Below are 19,149 nucleotides of genomic sequence, written 5' to 3' on the forward strand. Positions count from 1 at the left end.
GATTCAAACTCATGTGATTTCAAATTTCTAAGAGCAAACGGTGGATGCCTTGGCATCTGGAGCCGAAGAAGGACGTAGTAATCTGCGATAAGCCTCGGGGAGTTGATAAACGAACTTTGATCCGAGGATTTCCGAATGGGGAAACCCCGCTGGGCCCGTAAGGTGACCCAGTGACTCCCGCCTGAATATATAGGGCGGGTAGAGGGAACGTGGGGAAGTGAAACATCTCAGTACCCACAGGAAGAGAAAGCAAAAGCGATTCCGTTAGTAGTGGCGAGCGAAACCGGAAGAGGCTAAACCGATCATGTGTGATAGCCGGCAGGCGTTGCATGATCGGGGTTGCGGGACTTTTCTGCTGATTCTGCCGAACAGCAAGCGTTACAAAGGAATATAGACGAATGGCATTGAAAGGCCAGTCATAGAGGGTGCCAACCCCGTAGTCGAAATGTTCCAATGGCGCGAAGAGTATCCCAAGTAGCACGGGGCCCGAGAAATCCCGTGTGAATCTGTCAGGACCACCTGATAAGCCTAAATACTCCCAGATGACCGATAGCGGACAAGTACCGTGAGGGAAAGGTGAAAAGTACCCCGGGAGGGGAGTGAAATAGTACCTGAAACCGTTTGCTTACAAACCGTTGGAGCCTCCTTGTAGGGGTGACAGCGTGCCTTTTGAAGAATGAGCCTGCGAGTTAGCGATATGTGGCGAGGTTAACCCGTGAGGGGTAGCCGTAGCGAAAGCGAGTCTGAATAGGGCGATTCAGTCGCATGTCCTAGACCCGAAGCGAAGTGATCTATCCATGGCCAGGTTGAAGCGACGGTAAGACGTCGTGGAGGACCGAACCCACTTAGGTTGAAAACTGAGGGGATGAGCTGTGGATAGGGGTGAAAGGCCAATCAAACTTCGTGATAGCTGGTTCTCTCCGAAATGCATTTAGGTGCAGCGTTGCGTGTTTCTTGCCGGAGGTAGAGCTACTGGATGGCCGATGGGCCCCAAAAGGTTACTGACGTCAGCCAAACTCCGAATGCCGGTAAGTGAGAGCGCAGCAGTGAGACGGTGGGGGATAAGCTTCATCGTCGAGAGGGAAACAACCCAGACCACCAACTAAGGTCCCAAAGCGCGTGCTAAGTGGGAAAGGATGTGGAGTTGCACAGACAACCAGGAGGTTGGCTTAGAAGCAGCCACCCTTGAAAGAGTGCGTAATAGCTCACTGGTCAAGTGATTCCGCGCCGACAATGTAACGGGGCTCAAGCACGCCACCGAAGTTGTGGCATTGACATTATTGGTAGGCCTTCGTGGTCCAGCCGTGTTGATGGGTAGGAGAGCGTCGTGTGGCCAGCGAAGCGGCGGTGTAAACCAGCCGTGGAGGCTACACGAGTGAGAATGCAGGCATGAGTAGCGAAAGACGGGTGAGAAACCCGTCCTCCGAAAGACCAAGGGTTCCAGGGCCAGGCTAATCCGCCCTGGGTAAGTCGGGACCTAAGGCGAGGCCGACAGGCGTAGTCGATGGACAACGGGTTGATATTCCCGTACCGGCGAAGAACCGCCCAAACTAATCCAGTAATGCTAAGTGTCTGAATCCCCTTGATCGAAGCCTTCGGGCCTAGACGAGTGGGCCTAGCACACGACCCTATGCTGGTGCGGTTAGCGTATTAACAGGTGTGACGCAGGAAGGTAGCCGAGCCGGGCGATGGTTGTCCCGGTCTAAGCGTGTAACCCGAGAGATAGGCAAATCCGTCTCTCATATAGGGCCAGGCGCGATGGGTAGTCTTAATTGACGAAATCGGTGATCCTATGCTGCCAAGAAAAGCATCGACGCGAGGTTCCAGCCGCCCGTACCCCAAACCGACTCAGGTGGTCAGGTAGAGAATACCAAGGAGATCGAGAGAATCGTGGTTAAGGAACTCGGCAAAATGCCCCCGTAACTTCGGGAGAAGGGGGGCCTGAGGCGTGTAGGGATTTACTCCTGAAGCGTTTGAAGGCCGCAGAGACCAGTGGGAAGCGACTGTTTACTAAAAACACAGGTCCGTGCTAAGTCGCAAGACGATGTATACGGACTGACGCCTGCCCGGTGCTGGAAGGTTAAGAGGAAGGGTTAGCTTCGGCGAAGCTCAGAATTTAAGCCCCAGTAAACGGCGGTGGTAACTATAACCATCCTAAGGTAGCGAAATTCCTTGTCGGGTAAGTTCCGACCTGCACGAATGGCGTAACGACTTCCCAGCTGTCTCAACCGCGAACTCGGCGAAATTGCACTACGAGTAAAGATGCTCGTTACGCGCAGCAGGACGGAAAGACCCCGTGACCTTTACTATAGTTTGGTATTGGTGTTCGGTGTGGCTTGTGTAGGATAGGTGGGAGACTTTGAAGCTGGCACGCTAGTGTCGGTGGAGTCATTGTTGAAATACCACTCTGGTCACTCTGGATATCTAACTTAGAACCGTAATCCGGTTCAGGGACAGTGCCTGATGGGTAGTTTAACTGGGGCGGTTGCCTCCCAAAAAGTAACGGAGGCGCCCAAAGGTTCCCTCAACCTGGTTGGCAATCAGGTGTCGAGTGTAAGTGCACAAGGGAGCTTGACTGTGAGACTGACAAGTCGAGCAGGGACGAAAGTCGGGACTAGTGATCCGGCAGTGGCTTGTGGAAGCGCTGTCGCTCAACGGATAAAAGGTACCTCGGGGATAACAGGCTGATCTTGCCCAAGAGTCCATATCGACGGCATGGTTTGGCACCTCGATGTCGGCTCGTCGCATCCTGGGGCTGGAGTAGGTCCCAAGGGTTGGGCTGTTCGCCCATTAAAGCGGTACGCGAGCTGGGTTTAGAACGTCGTGAGACAGTTCGGTCCCTATCCGCTGCGCGCGTAGGAAATTTGAAAGGATCTGACCCTAGTACGAGAGGACCGGGTTGGACGAACCTCTGGTGTGTCAGTTGTTCCGCCAGGAGCACCGCTGATTAGCTACGTTCGGGATGGATAACCGCTGAAAGCATCTAAGCGGGAAGCCGGCCTTGAGATGAGATTTCCATGCCTTCGGGCGAGAGGCTCCCAGCTAGACTACTGGGTTGATAGGCCGGATGTGGAAGTGGGGACTAAAGACCCATGGAGCTGACCGGTACTAATAAGCCGATAATTTGATAATCATTACTCTCATACTGTTGTAAGGCTGGTATGAGGGGCCATGAGAATGCTTGCGTCCACTATGTGGTTCTCGATGTACGGTCGAGAACTGAAACAATCGTGATGATTGTTCGTTCACTTTGATACATCAATAGTGTTTCGGCGGCCATAGCGAGAGGGAAACGCCCGGTTACATTCCGAACCCGGAAGCTAAGACTCTCTGCGCCGATGGTACTGCAGGGGGACCCTGTGGGAGAGTAGGACACCGCCGGACTTCTTTTGTGAAATGGCCACCCAGCTTTGGGTGGCCATTTCGCGTTTAACAGCATTCGCAATGAGCGACATGCTCGCACTACCCACACAACACCACAGCGCGTTCACCACCGTGTCGACTTGAGAAGCATCGTCGTAGGCTGAGCACGTTGTGCCCACCACCTACAGGAGCAGTCGTGAGCGATACGCCAGCAGACGACAAGAACGACAAGCACGAGCCCGGGCGGGGTGCCCGCAAGGACGGCTCGAGCAGTCGCAGCAATGATCGCGATCGCCGGCCGTCGAACAACCAGCGTGGCGATCGCGGCAACAGCAGCGGTCGAAACGACCGCCCCGGCGCAGATCGCGGACGTTCCGGGAACGGTCAGGGCGGCGGGTATTCACGCGGCGGCGGCTCCCGAGACGGCAAGCCGGCGGGGCGTGGAGCTTCTTCGCGTGACGGTGAGCGTGCTGGTGGATATCGCGGTGCTGGCGCTCCGCGCGATGGTGAGCGCTCCGGCGGGTATCGCGGTGCCGGTGCGCAACGTGATGGTGCTCGGCCCCCGCGCGACGGTGAGCGCACCGGTGGCTACCGTGGCGGCCAGGGCGATCGCGGACGAGACGCGCAGCACGGCGGTCAGCGTGCCGGTCAGCGCGACCCGAGGCGGGACGGTCAGCGGCAGAGCGGTGGCCGAGGCGGCCGGGACGAAAAGCTGTGGACGCGCGAAGGCCGGCCGGCGCGAGGCGACCGGGATGCGCGTGACCAGGAGCGCGAGCTCACCGAAGAAGAGCGGATGGCGCGTGAACTGCGCTCCGTTCGCACGCGTCACGATGATCCGGACATCCCCGAAGGCATCGAGGCCCGTGATCTCGACAAGGGCGCTCGCGTCGAGCTGAAGACTCTGAGCAAGGAGAACGCCGACTGGGTTGCGCAGCACCTGGTGATGGCCGCTCGTCTGATCGACGAGGATCCAGAGCTGGCCCATCTGCACGCCACCTCGGCAGCGCGTCGTGCGGGCCGCATCGGTGTTGTCCGGGAGACGCTGGCGATCACGGCATACGCCACGGGTGACTTCGCCCTCGCGCTTCGCGAGCTGAGAACCTACCGGCGAATCTCCGGATCCAACGACCAGCTTCCTCTGATGGTGGACAGTGAGCGCGGAGTGGGTCGTCCCGACCGAGCGCTCGAGCTGGGTCGATCCGTCGACCGCAGCACCCTTCCGAACGACGTGCAGGTCTCGTTGGCAATCGCCATGTCCGGCGCGCGGCTCGATCTGGACCAGAACGAAGCAGCCCTGGCCGAGCTGGAGATCCCTCAGCTGGACCCGAACCGGGCGTTCAGCTGGAGCCCGGACCTCTTCCACGCCTATGCGGACGTGCTGGAGGTGCTGGGTCGAGAAGACGAGTCCGAGACCTGGCGGGAGCGTGCGGCGCGGGCCGAGGATGCCATCGGTGCCGCGCAGAGTGTCGACGAGCACGAGACGATCGACGTGGTCGAGGAGGAGTTCGAGATCTTCGACGTCGATGGCGAGGACAGCGTGGCTATCGGTGACGAAACCGATGACGATACCGAGGTTGTCGGCGCTGACGCGACGGAAGACGAGAGTGGGAGTGACGCATCCGATGGCACTGTTTCGACGGACCGCTAAGGCCGTGACACCACTCGATGGGGTCGATGTCGTCCTCGCGGACCTCGACGGGGTGGTCTACAAGGGTGCCGCCGCAATCGACAATGCCGTGGAAAGCCTCAACGGCGTAAGTGAGACGGTGCGTGTCGGGTACATAACGAACAATGCTTCCCGCACCGACGCATCCGTCGCCTCGCACCTCACCGAACTGGGATTGAGCGTGAAACCGGCTGACGTGGTTACTTCGCCGCAGGCGGCTGTACGGCTGCTCGCGCAGCATGTCACTGCGGGCGCGAAGATCCTCGTCGTCGGTGGCGACGGCCTTGTCGACGAGGTTCAGAAGGGCGGGTTCACCGTGACCCGCTCGGCCGACGACGATCCGGCTGCGGTCATCCAGGGATTCGCTCCAGAGGTCGGATGGACTCATCTCGCCGAGGCGGCGTTCGCGTTGCAGGGGCGCAGCGAGAGCGAGCGGCCGTGGGTAGCGACGAACACCGACTGGACGATTCCGGTTGCGCGCGGCATCGCGCCGGGAAACGGCACACTGGTTTCAGCCGTGCACACGGCGATCGGGCGGCTTCCGCTGGTCGCAGGCAAACCCGAGGTGGCCATTTTCGAGGAAGCGGTTGCGCGTTTCGGCGCGAGCAAGCCGCTCTTCATCGGTGACCGCCTCGACACGGACATCCTCGGGGCGAACCGTGCAGGGATCGATTCCGTGCTGGTGCTCACCGGCATCGATCGGGCCAAGCAGCTCATCGCGGCGGATGTGAATTCGCGGCCGACCTACATCCTGCAAGACCTGAGAGGGCTCACGGAAGAGTATCCCGCGACGACGTTCTCGAAGGATGGATCGAGTGCGACCGTGGGCGATGCGACGGTCCGGCTTTCCGGGAATGATGTGCAGATCGTTGCCGAGGGATCGTCCGAGCTGAACCTGTTGCGGGCGGCCTGCGCCACGATCTGGAACTCGGGTCGCGCGATCTACGGCCTTGAGGTGCCGGAGAGCCTGTACAGCTGACCGGGCGCAAAAGTCAGAGCGCCGTCGACCGCTCGACGATGCGGTAGCACCGACGGATGCGGTCGAGCCACCAGTCTCTGCGATCGGAGTCGGCCGCCAGGGCATCGAGGCGCGCAACCGAAACCACGGGACGGACGACAGGGATCGAACCGTCGACCGGAAGCAGCGGTTCGTCGGTGACGTCGTCGTCGAACATCGCCGCCGTGCCGAGCCCGCAGTCGAACTCGAGCGAGGGGATGCTCGCGGCGAGGTGCGCCCCCATCGCGATGCCGACCGAGGTGTCGATGGCGCTCGAGACGACCACCGGGAGGCCTGCTTCCTCGATGATGCGGAGTGCCGAGTGGATGCCGCCGAGGGGCTGAGCCTTGACGATGAGGATGTCTGCTGCTCCGGCGCGGGCCACAGCCAGCGGGTCGGCGGCCTTGCGGACGCTCTCGTCGGCCGCGATCGGGACATCCATGTACGAGGTGCGGCGCCGGATCTCCGACAGTTCCTCGATCGTGGCGCAGGGCTGCTCGACGTACTCCAGGTCGAACGGCGCGAGGGAGTGGATCGCATGTTCGGCCTCGTCGACATTCCAAAGCGTGTTGGCGTCGATCCGGATGCGTCCCTCCGGTCCCAGATAATCGCGCACCGCTCGAACGCGCGCGATATCGTCAGCGAGCGTCTGGCCGGGCTCTGCCACCTTCACCTTGGCCGTCCGGGCACCGGGATAGCGGTCGAGAATGGATGCGACGTCTTCCGCGGCGACTGCCGGGATCGTGGCATTGACCGGGATGCGGTCGCGCAGGGGGTCGGGCTCTCCCGCCAGCCGAAGTCGATTGCGGCGTGCAACCAGGCGGCCGATTCCTCATCGGAGTACTCCACGAAGGGCGAGAACTCCGTCCAGCCCCGCGGCCCCTCGAAGAGCACCGCCTCGCGCACCGTGATTCCACGAAAGCGAGTGCGCATCGGAAGCGCGACGATGCGGGCGTTCCTCCACAGGTCGGCAAGCTCGGGCAACATTCCCCAAGTCTGGCACGCGCGGTTCGTCGTGGACCGGCGAACCGTAGTCTGGTGGCATGGCAAAGGCAGTCTCAGACATCTTCGACGCGAGCGCATGGCGGGCGGTTCCCGGCTTCGAGGGCGCGACCGACATCACCTATCACCACGATCTGGCCGGGCGGGTCGCCCGAGTGGCGTTCAACCGTCCGGAGGTGCGCAATGCCTTCCGGCCGCACACCGTGGACGAGCTGTACGCAGCGCTCGAAGACGCTCGCACGAATCCGCGCATCGGGGTCGTGCTGCTTACAGGCAACGGGCCGAGCCCGAAAGACGGCGGGTGGGCGTTCTGCTCGGGCGGCGACCAGCGCATCCGTGGTCGCGACGGATACAAGTACTCGGAAGGCGAGACCGCGACGGGCATCGATGCGGCGCGCGGGGGCCGCCTGCATATTCTCGAGGTGCAGCGGCTGATCCGGTTCATGCCCAAGGTGGTGATCGCCGTCGTGCCCGGGTGGGCTGCCGGCGGAGGCCACTCGCTCCACGTGGTCTGCGATCTCACGATCGCGAGCGCCGAACACGCTCGGTTCAAGCAGACGGATGCGGATGTCGGGTCGTTCGACGCCGGCTACGGCAGTGCGTACTTCGCACGCCAGATCGGGCAGAAGTTCGCGCGCGAGGTGTTCTTCCTGGCACGCGAATACTCGGCGCAGCGAGCGTATGAGATGGGGGCGGTGAACGCCGTGGTGCCTCACGAGGAGCTCGAGAGCACGGCGCTCGACTGGGCCAACGAGATCCTGACCAAGTCGCCGACCGCTATCCGGATGCTGAAGTTCGCGTTCAACGCGGTCGACGACGGGCTGGTCGGGCAGCAGGTGTTCGGGGGCGAGGCCACCCGCCTTGCCTACGGAACGGATGAAGCCGTCGAGGGTCGCGACTCGTTCCTCGAGAAGCGGGAGCCGGAGTGGTCGCCGTTCCCGTGGCAGTACTGAGGATGGTCGGGCTCGAATGACTCGAAAGATTCGCGTTCTCGGATCTGACCGGCCCGCCGAGGTGTTCCTCGCGCTCCGCGAAGCCCTGGGCGGCGGCGGGCCAGCGGTGGTCCCACGGGAGTCCACTGAGAGCAAGGGAGCGCCGTGGCCGGAGCCGGGAGCGACGGTCGCGCAGAATGTGGCGTTAGTGATCGAGACGTCGGGGTCGACCGGCGTGCCGAAACGTGTGGCTCTGTCGGCGGATGCGCTGCTTGCGAGCGCTGCGGCATCCGCAGGGGCAATGGGAGGCCAGGGACAGTGGATCCTCGCGCTCCCGCCGCACTATGTTGCGGGAGCACAAGTGCTGGTGCGCTCGATCGCGGCACAGACGGAACCGCTCTATTACGGACGGGGTCATTTCGATCCGGTACAGTTCGCGGCGCTCGCCGCACAACTGACTCACGATCTGAGGTTCGTTTCGCTGGTCCCGGTTCAGCTGGCGAGGCTCGTCGACGCCGCCGAGGAAGGGGCGACCGACGTGATGGCGGCCCTTCGACGATTCGACGGGATCCTCGTCGGTGGGCAAGCGCTGGCAGGGGCACTTCGGGAGCGGTCCGAGCGCCTGGGGGCGCGCATCCTGAGCACCTACGGGTCCAGCGAGACGGCGGGCGGGTGCGTCTACGACGGTTTGCCGATCGGCGCCACGACCGTGCGGGAGGTCGACGGCGGGTTGGAGATCGGGGGCCCGGTGCTCGCCGAGGGGTACATCGGGGATCCGGAGCGCACCGCGGCCGCCTTTCACGAAGCGGACGGACTGAGGTGGTACCGAACGGGCGACCTCGGCCGGGTGACCGCTGACGGACGAGTGGTCGTCGAGGGGCGCGCCGACAACGTGATCATCTCGGGCGGCGAGAAAGTGCTTCTCGACTCGGTCGAGAGGTCCGTGCGGATGCTCGACGGGTTCGGAAACGCGATCGTGCTCGCCGTCGACGACGATGAATGGGGGCAGGTGCCGGTCGTCGCGGTCGAAGGCGCGGAGCCGGCTCGCCTCTCGCCGAGGTGCGGGAGTTCGTTGCCGACCGGTTGGGGCGCGCCGCGGCTCCCGCCCGGATCGTCGCGCTGAAGAGTCTGCCGATGTTGAGCAGCGGCAAGCCCGACAGGGTCGCCGTCGCGCGTCTCGTCGGCGACGCACCCGATTCGCCAAGAACCGCATAGCCGGTGTCGTTACAATTCGCACTGTGATGAGTCAGAACAAGCCCCGGATGCAACGGATGACGCCTGCGCAACAACGCGCACGCAACAGCAAGGGTGGGCGGCCGGGAGCGCCGAAGGCGAAGGTCAAGCCGGCCACGGCGTCCGACTGGATCGCGGGCGCTCGACTGCGCACTCTTCCGCTGGCGATCGCTCCGGTGATCATCGGCGTCGGTGCGGCGAAGATCGTTGACGGCGCCGGAGTGTGGCACCCCATTCGAGCGCTGCTCTGCCTCGCGGTGGCGGTCTGCCTCCAGATCGGCGTGAACTACGCGAACGACTACTCCGACGGAGTGCGCGGCACCGATCAGTACCGAGTCGGTCCGAGCCGGCTGACCGGCTCCGGCCGTGCCGCCCCCCGTCGCGTGCTGACCGTTGCCCTGGTCTTCTTCGCGCTGGGCGCGCTGGCGGGCCTGGTGCTCGTTCTCCTCACGCAGCACTGGTGGGTTCTGCTGGTCGGTGCGGCGGCGATCGCGGCCGCCTGGTTCTACACGGGCGGCAAACGGCCATACGGATACTACGGTTTGGGCGAAGTGTTCGTGTTCCTGTTCTTCGGCGTCGTGGCGACGGCAGGAACGACGTACATGCTCTCCGGAACCGTCAATCAGGAGGCTTGGTACGGTTCGGTCGTTGCGGGGCTGATCGCCTGCGCCGTGCTGATGGTCAACAACATCCGGGACATCCAGCCCGACAAGGCGGCGGGCAAGCGCACGCTCGCGGTACTGCTCGGCAATGTCGCTTCACGCATCGTGTTCTGCGTGTTTCTGCTGGTGCCGTTCGGCATCCTCGCCCTGCTGGCTCTGTTCTATCCGATCGCGTGGCTCGGGTTCTTCGCGCTGCTGGCGGCGCTCCCGGCATGCGTGATCACTCTGTTCGCGAAGACTCCGCGCGAACTTGTGACGGCGCTGCAGCTGACCAGTCTGACCGGGCTGCTCGTGGCGATCGCGCTGGGCGCGGCCTTCGTCTTCTAAGCCGACCTGACGTCAGGATCTGGTGTCGGGTGCGGAGGGTTTTTCCGTCGAGGCGTCGACGTGGACGTCCGCTGCAGCGTCGATCGCCGCGTCCTCCGAGTCGTCGTCGGCGTTCGTGACCGGGGTCGTGCGGTGGCGAACGGCATAGAGGTCGCGCGCTACAGCATCCCTCGGCTTGCGCAGCACGATGTACGACAGGCACAGACCGATCAGCGCGGCCGCGATCACGGCGATCCACCAGTCGATGCGAAGAATCAGAAGGATCGCGAGCGGAACCGCGAACAAGAGAAGCCGGAGCACCGAATAGATGACCCAGGAGGGAATGCCTTTCACCCTCCCAGCTTAGAGACACACTCTGAGAGTTACGATTGACCTATGGTTCGCCTCTGGATAGTCCTCGGCGTCGCTGCCGCGGTCTTTTACATCTATTCCGTGGCTGACTGCGCCTTTTTCGACCGGTCACGTGTTCGCGGACTCCCGAAGCCCGTCTGGCTTCTCATCATCATCCTGTTCCCCGTCATCGGCGGCGTGCTCTGGTTCCTCATCGGCCGAGGCCGGCGCCGCAATCAGGGTGTGCGTCGATCCGTCGCTCCGGATGACGACCCCGAGTTCCTGAAGCGCCTCGGCCAGGACAGGGACCAGGAAGAACGCATCCGGCAGCTCGAAAAAGAGCTCTCCGACCTCGACGACAACGGACCAGACGACCCCACCACCGGCCGCCGGGATGGTTGACGGCGCACAGACGCACGGAGCGGAGAACGGCACGGGAAACCCGGCCACCGACTACGCTGTCGCGCTCTTGAGCGGGCTCGTCCGCGCCGGCGTGCGCGACCTGATCGTCAGCCCGGGGTCCCGCTCGCAGGCGCTCGCGCTCGTCGCGGCCGAGCTGGAACGCTCGGGCTCGGCACGACTGCACGTGCGCATCGATGAGCGCGTTGCGGGATTCCTCGCGCTCGGGCTGGCCCGGGAGAGCGGGGTTCCGGCCGTCGTGATCACCACGAGCGGAACGGCGACCGCAAATCTTCACCCGGCCGTGCTCGAGGCGCACGAATCCGGGATCCCCATGATCGTGCTCACGTCGGACAGGCCGACAGAACTTCGCGGCATCCGCGCGAACCAGACCACCCAGCAGTACGGGATGTACGGAGCGGCGCCGCGGCTGGAGCTCGACGTTCCGGCGCCAGACGGTTCCGATGGCGAAGCTGAGGCCGCGGCGCGTCTGGCTGTGGCCGCTGTTCGCGCGGCGGTCGGGGCGGACTCCGCGGATCCGGGACCCGTGCACCTCAACGTGGCGTTGCGCGCGCCGCTCTCCGTCGCCGTTCCCGAGATCGCGCTCACGGATGTGGAACCCCCGTGACCCCGCCGATCGCCGCTCCCGAGGTGCTCGGCCGCACCACGATCCAGCTCGAGGACGGACCGCGAACGGTCGTCATAGCCGGTGCCGATGCCGGCGAGGACGCCGAAGCACTCGCCAGAGCGGGCGGCTACCCCCTGCTCGCGGAGGTCTCCAGCGGAGCGCGGTTCGGCCCCAACCTCGTTGTCGCGTACCGCGAACTGATGAGCGACGACTCGTTCGGCCGAAACGTCGAGCGTGCGGTGGTCTTCGGCCACCCCACGTTGAGCCGCGAGGTTCCGGCGCTGCTCGAGCGAGCGGACGTCGAGACCATCGTCGTGGCCCCGCACGGAGCTCAGGCGTACAACCCGGGACACCGGGCACGGATCGTCGGTGGCGTGACCGCTCCCGCATCCGTCGATCTGCGCTCGCCCGAGGTGCGCGCGTGGGTCGGCAGTTGGGTGTTCGCGAGCCGCCGGCTGGTCGACGCGGCCGAAGCAAAGGCCGATCCGGGCGCAGTGGCTCCCGATGTCGACAAGGCACGATCGTTCGCGCCGGCGGATGCGCTGGCGTTCGCGAAGGCGGAGCTCGCGGCCGTGCGCGCACCGATCACGCGACCGCTTCTCGCCGAGGCGCTCTGGCGATACACCTGGCCGCACGATCGTCTGGTGCTCGGAGCATCGCGCCTCATCAGGGACGCCGACCGTATCGTTCCCGGCAAGAAGATCAGGGTGCACTCGAACCGTGGGCTCGCCGGAATCGACGGAACGATCGGGACGGCGATCGGAATCGCGCTCGCCAGCCAGGGTGCGGCAGAGGCAGCGGGAACCGCGACCGGCGTGACGCGCGTGCTGTTGGGGGACCTGACTCTGTTGCACGACGTCGGATCCCTGCTGTTCGGCGCCGGTGAGACACGCCCGCACCTCCAGGTGATCGTCGGCAACGACGGCGGCGGAACCATCTTCGACGGGCTGGAAGTAGCCGCGACCGCTCCCGAATCGGCATTCGATCGAGTGCTCTACACGCCCCAGGCCGTCGACATCCGTGCGCTCGCCGCGGCATACGAGTGGAGTTTCAGCAAGGTGAGCACCAAGGGCGAGCTCGATCAGGCGCTCTCGGCTCCGCCGGCCGGAGTGAGCATCGTCGAGGTTCCGCTCGACCGCTAGCTCCATCTCTGCAAAGGCGCGAGGCATTCACCGGGCACAGCGGGGACCCACAACGCCGGCAGCGCGACACTGCGCGCGGTTTGGAGGCTGTTCACAACGGAAGTGAGATGTCGTTGGCGGATGGCTAGCATGACCGGGTGCACATGATCTTTCGAACGATGCTTCACGCGCTGATCTCGCGGTTCGGGACGCGGCTCGGCCACTGGGATGTGGCACGCACCAGATTTCGCGTGGTGCCGACAGACCTCGACATTCTCAAGCACATGAACAACGGCGTATATCTCTCGATCGCGGACATCGGGCGTTTCGATCTGCTCACCCGCAATGGCGTCTGGGCGATCTTCAAGAAGCGTGGCTGGTACCCGGTCGTCGCGTCCGAGACGATCTCGTTTCGCAAGTCGCTCGAACTGTGGCAGCCGTTCGTGGTCGAGTCGCGCATCCTGGGCTTCGATGAGAAGGCCGTGTATGTCGAGCAGCGGTTCACCGTCGATGGCGAGATCTACACGCAAGCGTTCATCCGGGGCCGGTTCCTCAAGCGAGGCGGCGGTGTCGTGACGATTCAAGAGCTGCTGGATGCCGTCGGCCCCGCGCCGACAGACGTCACCGTTCCCGAGTGGCTGCTCGAGTGGGGCGGGGATGCCGCCCTTCCGTCGACTCGAGCCGCCGCACCCAGCGTCTGGCGCTGAGCAATTGGCGCTGCTCGAGCAAGTGACACTGCTCGCGCAACTGACGCCGCGACCCCCCGGCTATTCGGGGCCGAAAGCGAAGACGCCGCGCGGGTCCCACTCGGAGCGCGCCGCGGCAAGTCTGTCGAATATCGCGGGCGGCCAGGTCTTCTCGAAGGCCGCCTTGTCGATGAGGCCGACCGACCAGTTCACGTTGGTGGTCTCCGACACTCTGTCGGCAAGGGCTGCGGTGATCTCAGCCGCGCGGGCAGGCGCAAGCTCGGCGAAGGTTGAGGGATCGCCGGCAATCGTGGACAGGGTGTATCTGCTCTCACGCCCGCCGACTGACGTTCCGTCAGTGGTGTCGCGAGCCGTGGCACCACCGATCTGCCGGATCTCGACCGCGACGAACGGGGAGCCGGATGCGGGTGTCACCAGGTCGAGGATGGCCTGCCCCGCTGCCTGATCGAAAGAGTCGAGCATGAGCCCGCGCACCCAGCTCGGCGTTCCGACCTCAGGATCGTTGTGGATGCTCGCCACGGCCGTCGTCGGCATCTCGCCGACGAAGTCGAGGTACACGGGTGCTGCCTCGCGGAGCGGCGCGATCAGTTTTTCGCCCTCGGTGGCGCTTCCCGGGTACGCGAATCGCACGCTCAGCACGAACCGGCCGCGTAGCGGCGGCGGCGCGCCCTCGACGTCGGGGACCTGGAGGAAGACGATCGAGGTGGTCGCCTCGTCTGACAGGGTGGCGGACCAATCGATCCATGCGCGGAAGGCGGGCTCGATGGCATCCCCCTCGAAGAAGAGGCTGCCTGCGTAAAGCGTGCGCAGCGGAACGAGCTCGAGCGTCATCTCGGTGACGACGCCGAGTCCGCCTTTGCCGCCTCGAAGCGCCCAGAAGAGTTCGGGGTTGGTGGAGTCGTCAGCCGTGACGATCTCCGCGTTGGCGGTGACGACACGGAAGCTCCGCACCCAGTCGGCCGTGAAGCCGTACTTGCGGGCGAGGGGTCCGAGACCACCACCGAGCGTGTAGCCGACGGCGCCCACGCTCGTGGAGGAACCGGTGATCGGGGCGAGCCCGAGATCGGCCGACGCCTCGATGATCGGTGCCCAGCGGAGCCCAGCGCCGATATGCGCGAGAGCAGTGGTCGGGTCGATCGAAAGGCTGTCCAGCCCGCGGGTGGAGATGATCAGACCGTCGGTGATCGGGAGTTCCGAGCCGTGGCCGGTGGCCTGAACGCGCACCTCGAGCCCGTTCTCCGCGGCAAAGGTCACCGCCTGAGCGACATCGTTCTCGGTGACGGCCGCGACGACGACGTCGGGGTCGTGGATGACAGTCGGGTTGAAGCAGGCGACTTCGGCTGCGAGGCCCTCTTCGCCTCGCAGGTAGACGGTTCCGGACACGGCGAGGCGCAAGTGCGCGACCGCGCGGCTTTCGAGTGCTGATCCCATGGGGCGAGGGTATTGGAGCCTACCGACATGAGGGAAGGCCCGGCCGAACATCAGACGGCTGACGTAGCATTCCCTGCATGAGCACCGCGATCCCCGCCGCCGCCTCCGCGGTACCGGTATCGCCGCATCCCGAGGCTTCGACGGTGTATTCGCCCGCCGAACCCGTCGACGTACGGAGCACGCTCGGCCTGCTCGGACGCGGTCCGCACGACCCGACGACGAAGTGGGATGCGCGCGGGGTGTGGCGCGCCTTCCGCACGCCGGACGGGGTGGCGAGTCTGCGCATCCTGAACCCGGCTGCCGACGGCAAAATCGAGGCCGCAGCCTGGGGACCGGGCGCTGAGTGGGCGATCGAGGCCGTGCCGGGGATGCTCGGCCGAGACGACGACTGGAGCGGGCTGGATGTGAGCGGCACGCCCCTGCTGCACGAGAGCCGCCGGCGCAACGCGGGTCTGCGGTTGATGCGAACCGGGCGGATGTTGGAGGCTCTGGTTCCCGCGGTCATCGAACAGCGGGTGACCAGCCTCGAGGCGTACCGGTCGTGGGCACGACTGCTTCGCTGGTACGGTGAGCCCGCCCCCGGGCCGGCGCCGGACGGGCTGCGAGCGGTGCCGACCGTCGAGCAGTGGCGCGGCATCCCGTCGTGGGAATGGCACCGAGCGGGAGTGGATCCCGGCCGGGCCCGAACGGTCGGCGCTGCGATGGCGGTGGCGGGTTCTCTCGAGCGCGCGACGGATGCGGCGGAGACTCTCGCCGTTGCCGCCGAGAAGCTGCGGACCGTCCCAGGAATCGGGGTGTGGACCGCAGCCGAGACGCTGCAGCGCTCGCACGCCGACCCGGATGCGGTCAGCGTCGGCGACTACCACCTCGCGCACTACGTGGGCGAGGCGCTGATCGGGCGTCGGGTCGACGACGACGGGATGCTCGAACTCCTGGAGCCGTGGACCGGGCACCGGCAGCGCGTGATCAGGCTGATCCTCGCATCCGGACACCGCTTCGAGCGTCGCGGACCGCGCATCACCCTGCAAGAGCACCGCTGGCACTAGGCACACGGATGCGCGATTCGGGTCAGAGCGGCGCTCAGCGCCCGTCCGTGCCGGTGGCCTCACGATCGACCGCGTGCGCCGCGGCGTGCTCGGCGCGCACGTCGGAGTTGACCTCGCGGCAGATGTTCTCGTAGTGCTCGAGCATCGCCGGGTAGTAGTCGTCCCAATTCGGCATCGGCTTGCCCGCGCGGGCAGCGACGAGCCGGTCGAGGTAGTAGTCCCAGCCGACGCCGACCTCCGCCTCTTCAGTGAGCGAGCGGAGTCGCTGGGCGAACGTCACGGTCGTGTGGCCGCTCGCCTCGGTGAGGTGCCAGTACACGCGCCATGAGTCGCCGGCAGGGCCGACATCCGCCGCGAACTTGTGGGGCGCAACGCATTCCATGATGGAGACGTTCTGCCAGTCGGTCTCGTCGCCCTCGGCGTTCATCCGGAACCGGACGGCACCGGTGGCCGGCGTCCCGGTGAACTCGCCGACCCATTCGGCGAGGCGGGGCGATCGGGAGAAATACGACCAGACATCCTCGATAGGCGCCTTGAAGATCCTGTCGAGGACCACGTAGACACCGTCATCTTTGCGGACGAGCCGCCCTGTCGGTTGTGGCAACATGATGCACCTCCCACTGACCTTCAGACTAGTCACGTCGGCTCGAATGCGGCAGTGCTGTCACTGCGAGAGCTCTCAGCTCAGGATTCGAGCACGGCCATGGCTGCGTTGTGCCCGCCGATGCCGCTGACCGCTCCTCCGCGGCGTGCGCCCGCCCCGCAGATGAGGATGCGCGGGTGACGCGTCGCGACGCCCCATCGCTGTGCCGGGGTCGCGAGGTCATCGTCGTCCTCGGCGAACGGCCAGGAGAGCGGACCGTGGAAGATGTTGCCGCCCGGCATGTTGAGGGCGAGCTCCAGGTCGCGCGTGGTCTTGGTCTCGATGCAGGGCCGGCCCTCCGCATCCGTCAGCAGTAGGTCTTCGATGGGTTCGGCCAGCACCGAGTTGAGGGATGCGAGCACCGACTTCTGCAGGCGTTCGCGCGTCGCGTCGTTGTTCGCCTCGCTCAGCCAGCGGTCGGGGGTGTGCAGACCGAAAACCGTCAGAGTCTGTGCGCCGCTCGCCGCGAGATCGGGGTCCAGGATGCTCGGATCGGTGAGCGAGTGGCAGTAGATCTCGCAGGGGAGCAGCTCGGCCATGACCCCGCGCACGGCGCCGGCGTACGCATCCTCGAGCTGGGAGTATGTCTCGTTGATGTGGAACGTTCCGCCGAACGCGGCTGCGGGGTCGACGCTGGAGTCTCGGAGCTTCGGCAGGCGTTTGAGGAGCAGATTCACCTTGACCTGCGCACCTTCGGCCTTGGCGCGCGAGGGTTGGGCATCCTGTTCGCCGAGGAGGCGGTCGAGCACCTCAGGCGCGACGTTCGCGAGCACGTGACGGCCGACGACGCGACGGTCGTGCTTCTTGCGCCGGTAGTCGACAGTTCCATCGGGCCGGATGCTCGTCACTTCTGCGCCGGTAACGATCCGGGCTCCGGCATCGCGGGCGACGCGGGCGAGCTCGGTGGTGACTGTTCCCATGCCCCCGACCGGTACGTCCCAGTCACCGGTGCCGCCGCCGATGACGTGGTAGAGGAAGCAGCGGTTCTGCGGCAGATCGGGATCGTCGACGCTTGCGAACGTGCCGATCAGTGCATCCGTCGCCACCACGCCGCGCACAAGGTCGTTGTGGAGCCGCGACTCGATGAGCTCGCCGATCGGGCGCTCGAACACCGCCTGCCAGAGCTCATCGTCGTTGACCAGGGCCTTCGCTTCGCTGCGGGTCAGCAAGGGCTCGGTGACGGTCGGCCAGAGGGATCGGGCGAGCTCGGTGGTGGACTCGTAGAAGTCGGCGAAGGAGTCGGCGTCTTCAGCGGCACCGATTCTGGCGAAGGATGCGGCCGTCGCCTCGGCGTCGGTGTTATCGATGAGAAGACCGAAGCCATCGGGATCGCCGGGAACCGGTGTGTAAGAGGAGTACCTGCGGCGGGCCAGTGTGATGCGGAGCCCGAGGTCGTCGATGATGCGCTGGGGGAGCAGGCTGACCAGGTAGGAGTAGCGCGACAACCACGCGTCGACCCCGTCGAAGGCCTGCGCGCTCACCGCCGCCCCACCGACCACGCCCAACCGCTCGAGGACGATCACGCTGAGGCCGGCCTTTGCGAGGTACGCGGCCGCAGTGAGTCCATTGTGTCCTCCGCCGACGATGACGACGTCGTGGGTCGGCTCGGGGGTGGCGTCGGCCGTGCTCTGGGTGGCGTCGGTGGAGGCTTCGGTCATGAACCGAGCCTAGGACGTCGGGGCGTCAGACGCTCGCGACCGCCCTGGCCAGGGCATTCCGGCAGGCGACCACCCCTGGCCGGGTCGCGGATGCACGTCGGGCGGACGTGAAGATCGTGCGCTGCGGCGACCCCGGCAGGTCGATCAGGCGCACGGTCGGCTCGTCACCTGCCCAGACGAGATCGGGGAGCAGGCCGACGGCGTTGCCCGAGCGGATGAGCCGGATGTGCGCAACCAGATCGGCGGTCTCGTACCGCACGTCCGGCTCGAAACCGGCAGCTCGGCAGAGCTGCACGGCCCAGGTGCGGGCGGCGGTTCCTTCGGGCTCCATCACCCAGGGGAGGTCGGCGGCGTCGGCCAACGAATGCGCTGCGATCCGCGCATCCTGTGCCAGCGAGGTCGCGAGGTGGATCGGGTCGGTCGTGAGGTCGATGCGGTCGAGGTCGGCTCGGAGACCGCGGGTGCTGCCCGGGTACTGTTCGGCGACGACCAGGTCGAAGTCGCGCGCGGAGACCTCGAAGAGTCCCAGCTCGGGCTCGCGCTCGGTGACCTCTACGCGCAGTTCGGGGTATTCGGCCGCCAGGATGCTCAACGCACTCGGGATCACGGCGTGCGCCGCCGACTGGAAGACGGCAATCCGCACGACGCCCGTGACGGTCGTCAGCGATGCGGCCAGGTCGGCCTCCGCCTGGTCGAGAAGGTCCAGGATGTCAGCGGTGTGCTGCACGAGGATCTCGGCCTGCGGGGTGAGCTGCACGCGGCGGCCCACCTTGACGAGCAGGCTTACTCCTGACTCCTTCTCGAGGGCGGCAAGTTGCTGTGAGACCGAGGAAGGACTGTACGAGAGCGCCTCGGCGACTCCGGTTACCGTCCCGCGCACGCTGAGCTCGCGGAGGAGGCGGAGTTTGCGAACGTCGAGCATCCTGACTCCTCATCATTCGGTTTAAGCGAACAATACCGTTCATAAACATTCGCTTTTACTAACCGAAGAATAGCCTCACACT

14 protein-coding genes, 2 rRNA genes and 2 pseudogenes are annotated in these 19,149 nt (G+C 65.1%); 11 read left to right on the top strand and 7 right to left on the bottom strand.

Annotated features, from left to right (window positions below):
- Positions 1-17 precede the first annotated feature (17 nt).
- Positions 18-3,132: ribosomal RNA gene (locus ACQ86A_RS02415) — 23S ribosomal RNA — on the top strand.
- A gap of 136 nt (positions 3,133-3,268) precedes the next feature.
- Positions 3,269-3,384 (top strand): 5S ribosomal RNA (gene rrf, locus ACQ86A_RS02420).
- Between the two features lie 379 nt (positions 3,385-3,763).
- On the opposite strand, the gene ACQ86A_RS02425 is transcribed toward rrf, so the two are convergent.
- A complete protein-coding gene (locus ACQ86A_RS02425) occupies positions 3,764-4,192 on the bottom strand; it encodes a hypothetical protein (RefSeq protein ID WP_431279039.1) in 429 nt (142 codons plus the stop codon).
- Here ACQ86A_RS02425 and ACQ86A_RS02430 point away from each other — a divergent pair.
- Positions 4,157-5,011: a hypothetical protein gene (locus ACQ86A_RS02430; protein WP_431279040.1), complete on the top strand. Its 855-nt coding sequence runs from the start codon at positions 4,157-4,159 to the stop codon at positions 5,009-5,011. The genes ACQ86A_RS02425 and ACQ86A_RS02430 overlap by 36 nt on opposite strands.
- Positions 4,986-6,008, top strand: coding sequence for an HAD-IIA family hydrolase (locus ACQ86A_RS02435; protein ID WP_431279041.1), 1,023 nt, complete (start codon positions 4,986-4,988; stop codon positions 6,006-6,008). The genes ACQ86A_RS02430 and ACQ86A_RS02435 overlap by 26 nt, the downstream gene beginning before the upstream one ends.
- A 13-nt stretch (positions 6,009-6,021) precedes the next feature.
- Here ACQ86A_RS02435 and ACQ86A_RS02440 read toward each other — a convergent pair.
- A pseudogene (locus ACQ86A_RS02440) lies at positions 6,022-7,013 on the bottom strand (o-succinylbenzoate synthase).
- A gap of 56 nt (positions 7,014-7,069) precedes the next feature.
- Between ACQ86A_RS02440 and ACQ86A_RS02445 the strand changes: the two are divergent.
- From ACQ86A_RS02445 to ACQ86A_RS02455, 3 genes are all read left to right on the top strand, one after another.
- Complete coding sequence (locus ACQ86A_RS02445) at positions 7,070-7,981, top strand: 1,4-dihydroxy-2-naphthoyl-CoA synthase (protein WP_431279042.1); 912 nt, start codon at positions 7,070-7,072, stop codon at positions 7,979-7,981.
- Between the two features lie 16 nt (positions 7,982-7,997).
- A complete protein-coding gene (locus ACQ86A_RS02450) occupies positions 7,998-9,083 on the top strand; it encodes an AMP-binding protein (protein WP_431279043.1) in 1,086 nt (361 codons plus the stop codon).
- A 118-nt stretch (positions 9,084-9,201) separates the two neighbouring features.
- Positions 9,202-10,182 carry a 1,4-dihydroxy-2-naphthoate polyprenyltransferase gene (locus ACQ86A_RS02455; RefSeq protein ID WP_431279044.1) on the top strand — a complete coding sequence of 327 codons (981 nt, stop codon included), beginning with the start codon at positions 9,202-9,204 and terminating at the stop codon, positions 10,180-10,182.
- A 12-nt stretch (positions 10,183-10,194) separates the two neighbouring features.
- On the opposite strand, the gene ACQ86A_RS02460 is transcribed toward ACQ86A_RS02455, so the two are convergent.
- On the bottom strand, positions 10,195-10,515 hold the full coding sequence (locus tag ACQ86A_RS02460; RefSeq protein WP_431279045.1) for a DUF4229 domain-containing protein: 321 nt from the start codon (positions 10,513-10,515) through the stop codon (positions 10,195-10,197).
- 42 nt (positions 10,516-10,557) lie between these two features.
- Between ACQ86A_RS02460 and ACQ86A_RS02465 the strand changes: the two genes are divergently transcribed.
- The 3 genes and pseudogenes from ACQ86A_RS02465 to ACQ86A_RS02475 all read left to right on the top strand — a co-directional run bounded on the left by ACQ86A_RS02465 (position 10,558) and on the right by ACQ86A_RS02475 (position 13,367).
- Complete coding sequence (locus ACQ86A_RS02465) at positions 10,558-10,914, top strand: PLD nuclease N-terminal domain-containing protein (RefSeq protein WP_431279046.1); 357 nt, start codon at positions 10,558-10,560, stop codon at positions 10,912-10,914.
- Positions 10,907-12,681, top strand: a pseudogene (gene menD / locus ACQ86A_RS02470) (2-succinyl-5-enolpyruvyl-6-hydroxy-3-cyclohexene-1-carboxylic-acid synthase). Before ACQ86A_RS02465 ends, menD begins: the two are co-directional and overlap by 8 nt.
- Positions 12,682-12,824: 143 nt before the next feature.
- Positions 12,825-13,367 (top strand): thioesterase family protein, encoded by a 543-nt coding sequence (locus tag ACQ86A_RS02475; RefSeq protein WP_431280354.1) that lies wholly within the window; start codon positions 12,825-12,827, stop codon positions 13,365-13,367.
- 60 nt (positions 13,368-13,427) lie between these two features.
- On the opposite strand, the gene ACQ86A_RS02480 is transcribed toward ACQ86A_RS02475, so the two are convergent.
- Positions 13,428-14,798, bottom strand: coding sequence for an FAD-binding oxidoreductase (locus ACQ86A_RS02480; RefSeq protein WP_431279047.1), 1,371 nt, complete (start codon positions 14,796-14,798; stop codon positions 13,428-13,430).
- Positions 14,799-14,875: 77 nt separating this feature from the next.
- Here ACQ86A_RS02480 and ACQ86A_RS02485 point away from each other — a divergent pair, with 77 nt between their 5' ends.
- Positions 14,876-15,844 carry a DNA-3-methyladenine glycosylase family protein gene (locus ACQ86A_RS02485; RefSeq protein ID WP_431279048.1) on the top strand — a complete coding sequence of 323 codons (969 nt, stop codon included), beginning with the start codon at positions 14,876-14,878 and terminating at the stop codon, positions 15,842-15,844.
- Positions 15,845-15,878: 34 nt separating this feature from the next.
- Here ACQ86A_RS02485 and ACQ86A_RS02490 read toward each other — a convergent pair whose 3' ends face one another.
- The 3 genes from ACQ86A_RS02490 to ACQ86A_RS02500 all read right to left on the bottom strand — a co-directional run bounded on the left by ACQ86A_RS02490 (position 15,879) and on the right by ACQ86A_RS02500 (position 19,067).
- A complete protein-coding gene (locus ACQ86A_RS02490) occupies positions 15,879-16,451 on the bottom strand; it encodes an SRPBCC domain-containing protein (RefSeq protein ID WP_431279049.1) in 573 nt (190 codons plus the stop codon).
- 77 nt (positions 16,452-16,528) lie between these two features.
- On the bottom strand, positions 16,529-18,145 hold the full coding sequence (locus ACQ86A_RS02495; protein ID WP_431279050.1) for a phytoene desaturase family protein: 1,617 nt from the start codon (positions 18,143-18,145) through the stop codon (positions 16,529-16,531).
- Between the two features lie 25 nt (positions 18,146-18,170).
- Positions 18,171-19,067 carry a LysR family transcriptional regulator gene (locus tag ACQ86A_RS02500; protein WP_431279051.1) on the bottom strand — a complete coding sequence of 299 codons (897 nt, stop codon included), beginning with the start codon at positions 19,065-19,067 and terminating at the stop codon, positions 18,171-18,173.
- Between the last annotated feature and the right edge of the window lie 82 nt (positions 19,068-19,149).

It is taken from the genome of Leifsonia poae (assembly GCF_050632195.1).
Classification (GTDB): domain Bacteria; phylum Actinomycetota; class Actinomycetes; order Actinomycetales; family Microbacteriaceae; genus Leifsonia; species Leifsonia poae_C.

Excerpts from the sequence above, each read along its gene's own strand:
- ACQ86A_RS02430 (WP_431279040.1), top strand. The coding sequence starts at position 4,157 with ATGGCGCGTGAACTGCGCTCCGTTCGCACGCGTCACGATGATCCGGAC.
- ACQ86A_RS02435 (WP_431279041.1), top strand. The coding sequence starts at position 4,986 with ATGGCACTGTTTCGACGGACCGCTAAGGCCGTGACACCACTCGATGGG.
- ACQ86A_RS02445 (WP_431279042.1), top strand. The coding sequence starts at position 7,070 with ATGGCAAAGGCAGTCTCAGACATCTTCGACGCGAGCGCATGGCGGGCG.
- ACQ86A_RS02450 (WP_431279043.1), top strand. The coding sequence starts at position 7,998 with ATGACTCGAAAGATTCGCGTTCTCGGATCTGACCGGCCCGCCGAGGTG.
- ACQ86A_RS02455 (WP_431279044.1), top strand. The coding sequence starts at position 9,202 with ATGAGTCAGAACAAGCCCCGGATGCAACGGATGACGCCTGCGCAACAA.
- ACQ86A_RS02465 (WP_431279046.1), top strand. The coding sequence starts at position 10,558 with ATGGTTCGCCTCTGGATAGTCCTCGGCGTCGCTGCCGCGGTCTTTTAC.
- ACQ86A_RS02475 (WP_431280354.1), top strand. The coding sequence starts at position 12,825 with ATGATCTTTCGAACGATGCTTCACGCGCTGATCTCGCGGTTCGGGACG.
- ACQ86A_RS02480 (WP_431279047.1), bottom strand. The coding sequence starts at position 14,798 with ATGGGATCAGCACTCGAAAGCCGCGCGGTCGCGCACTTGCGCCTCGCC.
- ACQ86A_RS02485 (WP_431279048.1), top strand. The coding sequence starts at position 14,876 with ATGAGCACCGCGATCCCCGCCGCCGCCTCCGCGGTACCGGTATCGCCG.
- ACQ86A_RS02490 (WP_431279049.1), bottom strand. The coding sequence starts at position 16,451 with ATGTTGCCACAACCGACAGGGCGGCTCGTCCGCAAAGATGACGGTGTC.
- ACQ86A_RS02495 (WP_431279050.1), bottom strand. The coding sequence starts at position 18,145 with ATGACCGAAGCCTCCACCGACGCCACCCAGAGCACGGCCGACGCCACC.
- ACQ86A_RS02500 (WP_431279051.1), bottom strand. The coding sequence starts at position 19,067 with ATGCTCGACGTTCGCAAACTCCGCCTCCTCCGCGAGCTCAGCGTGCGC.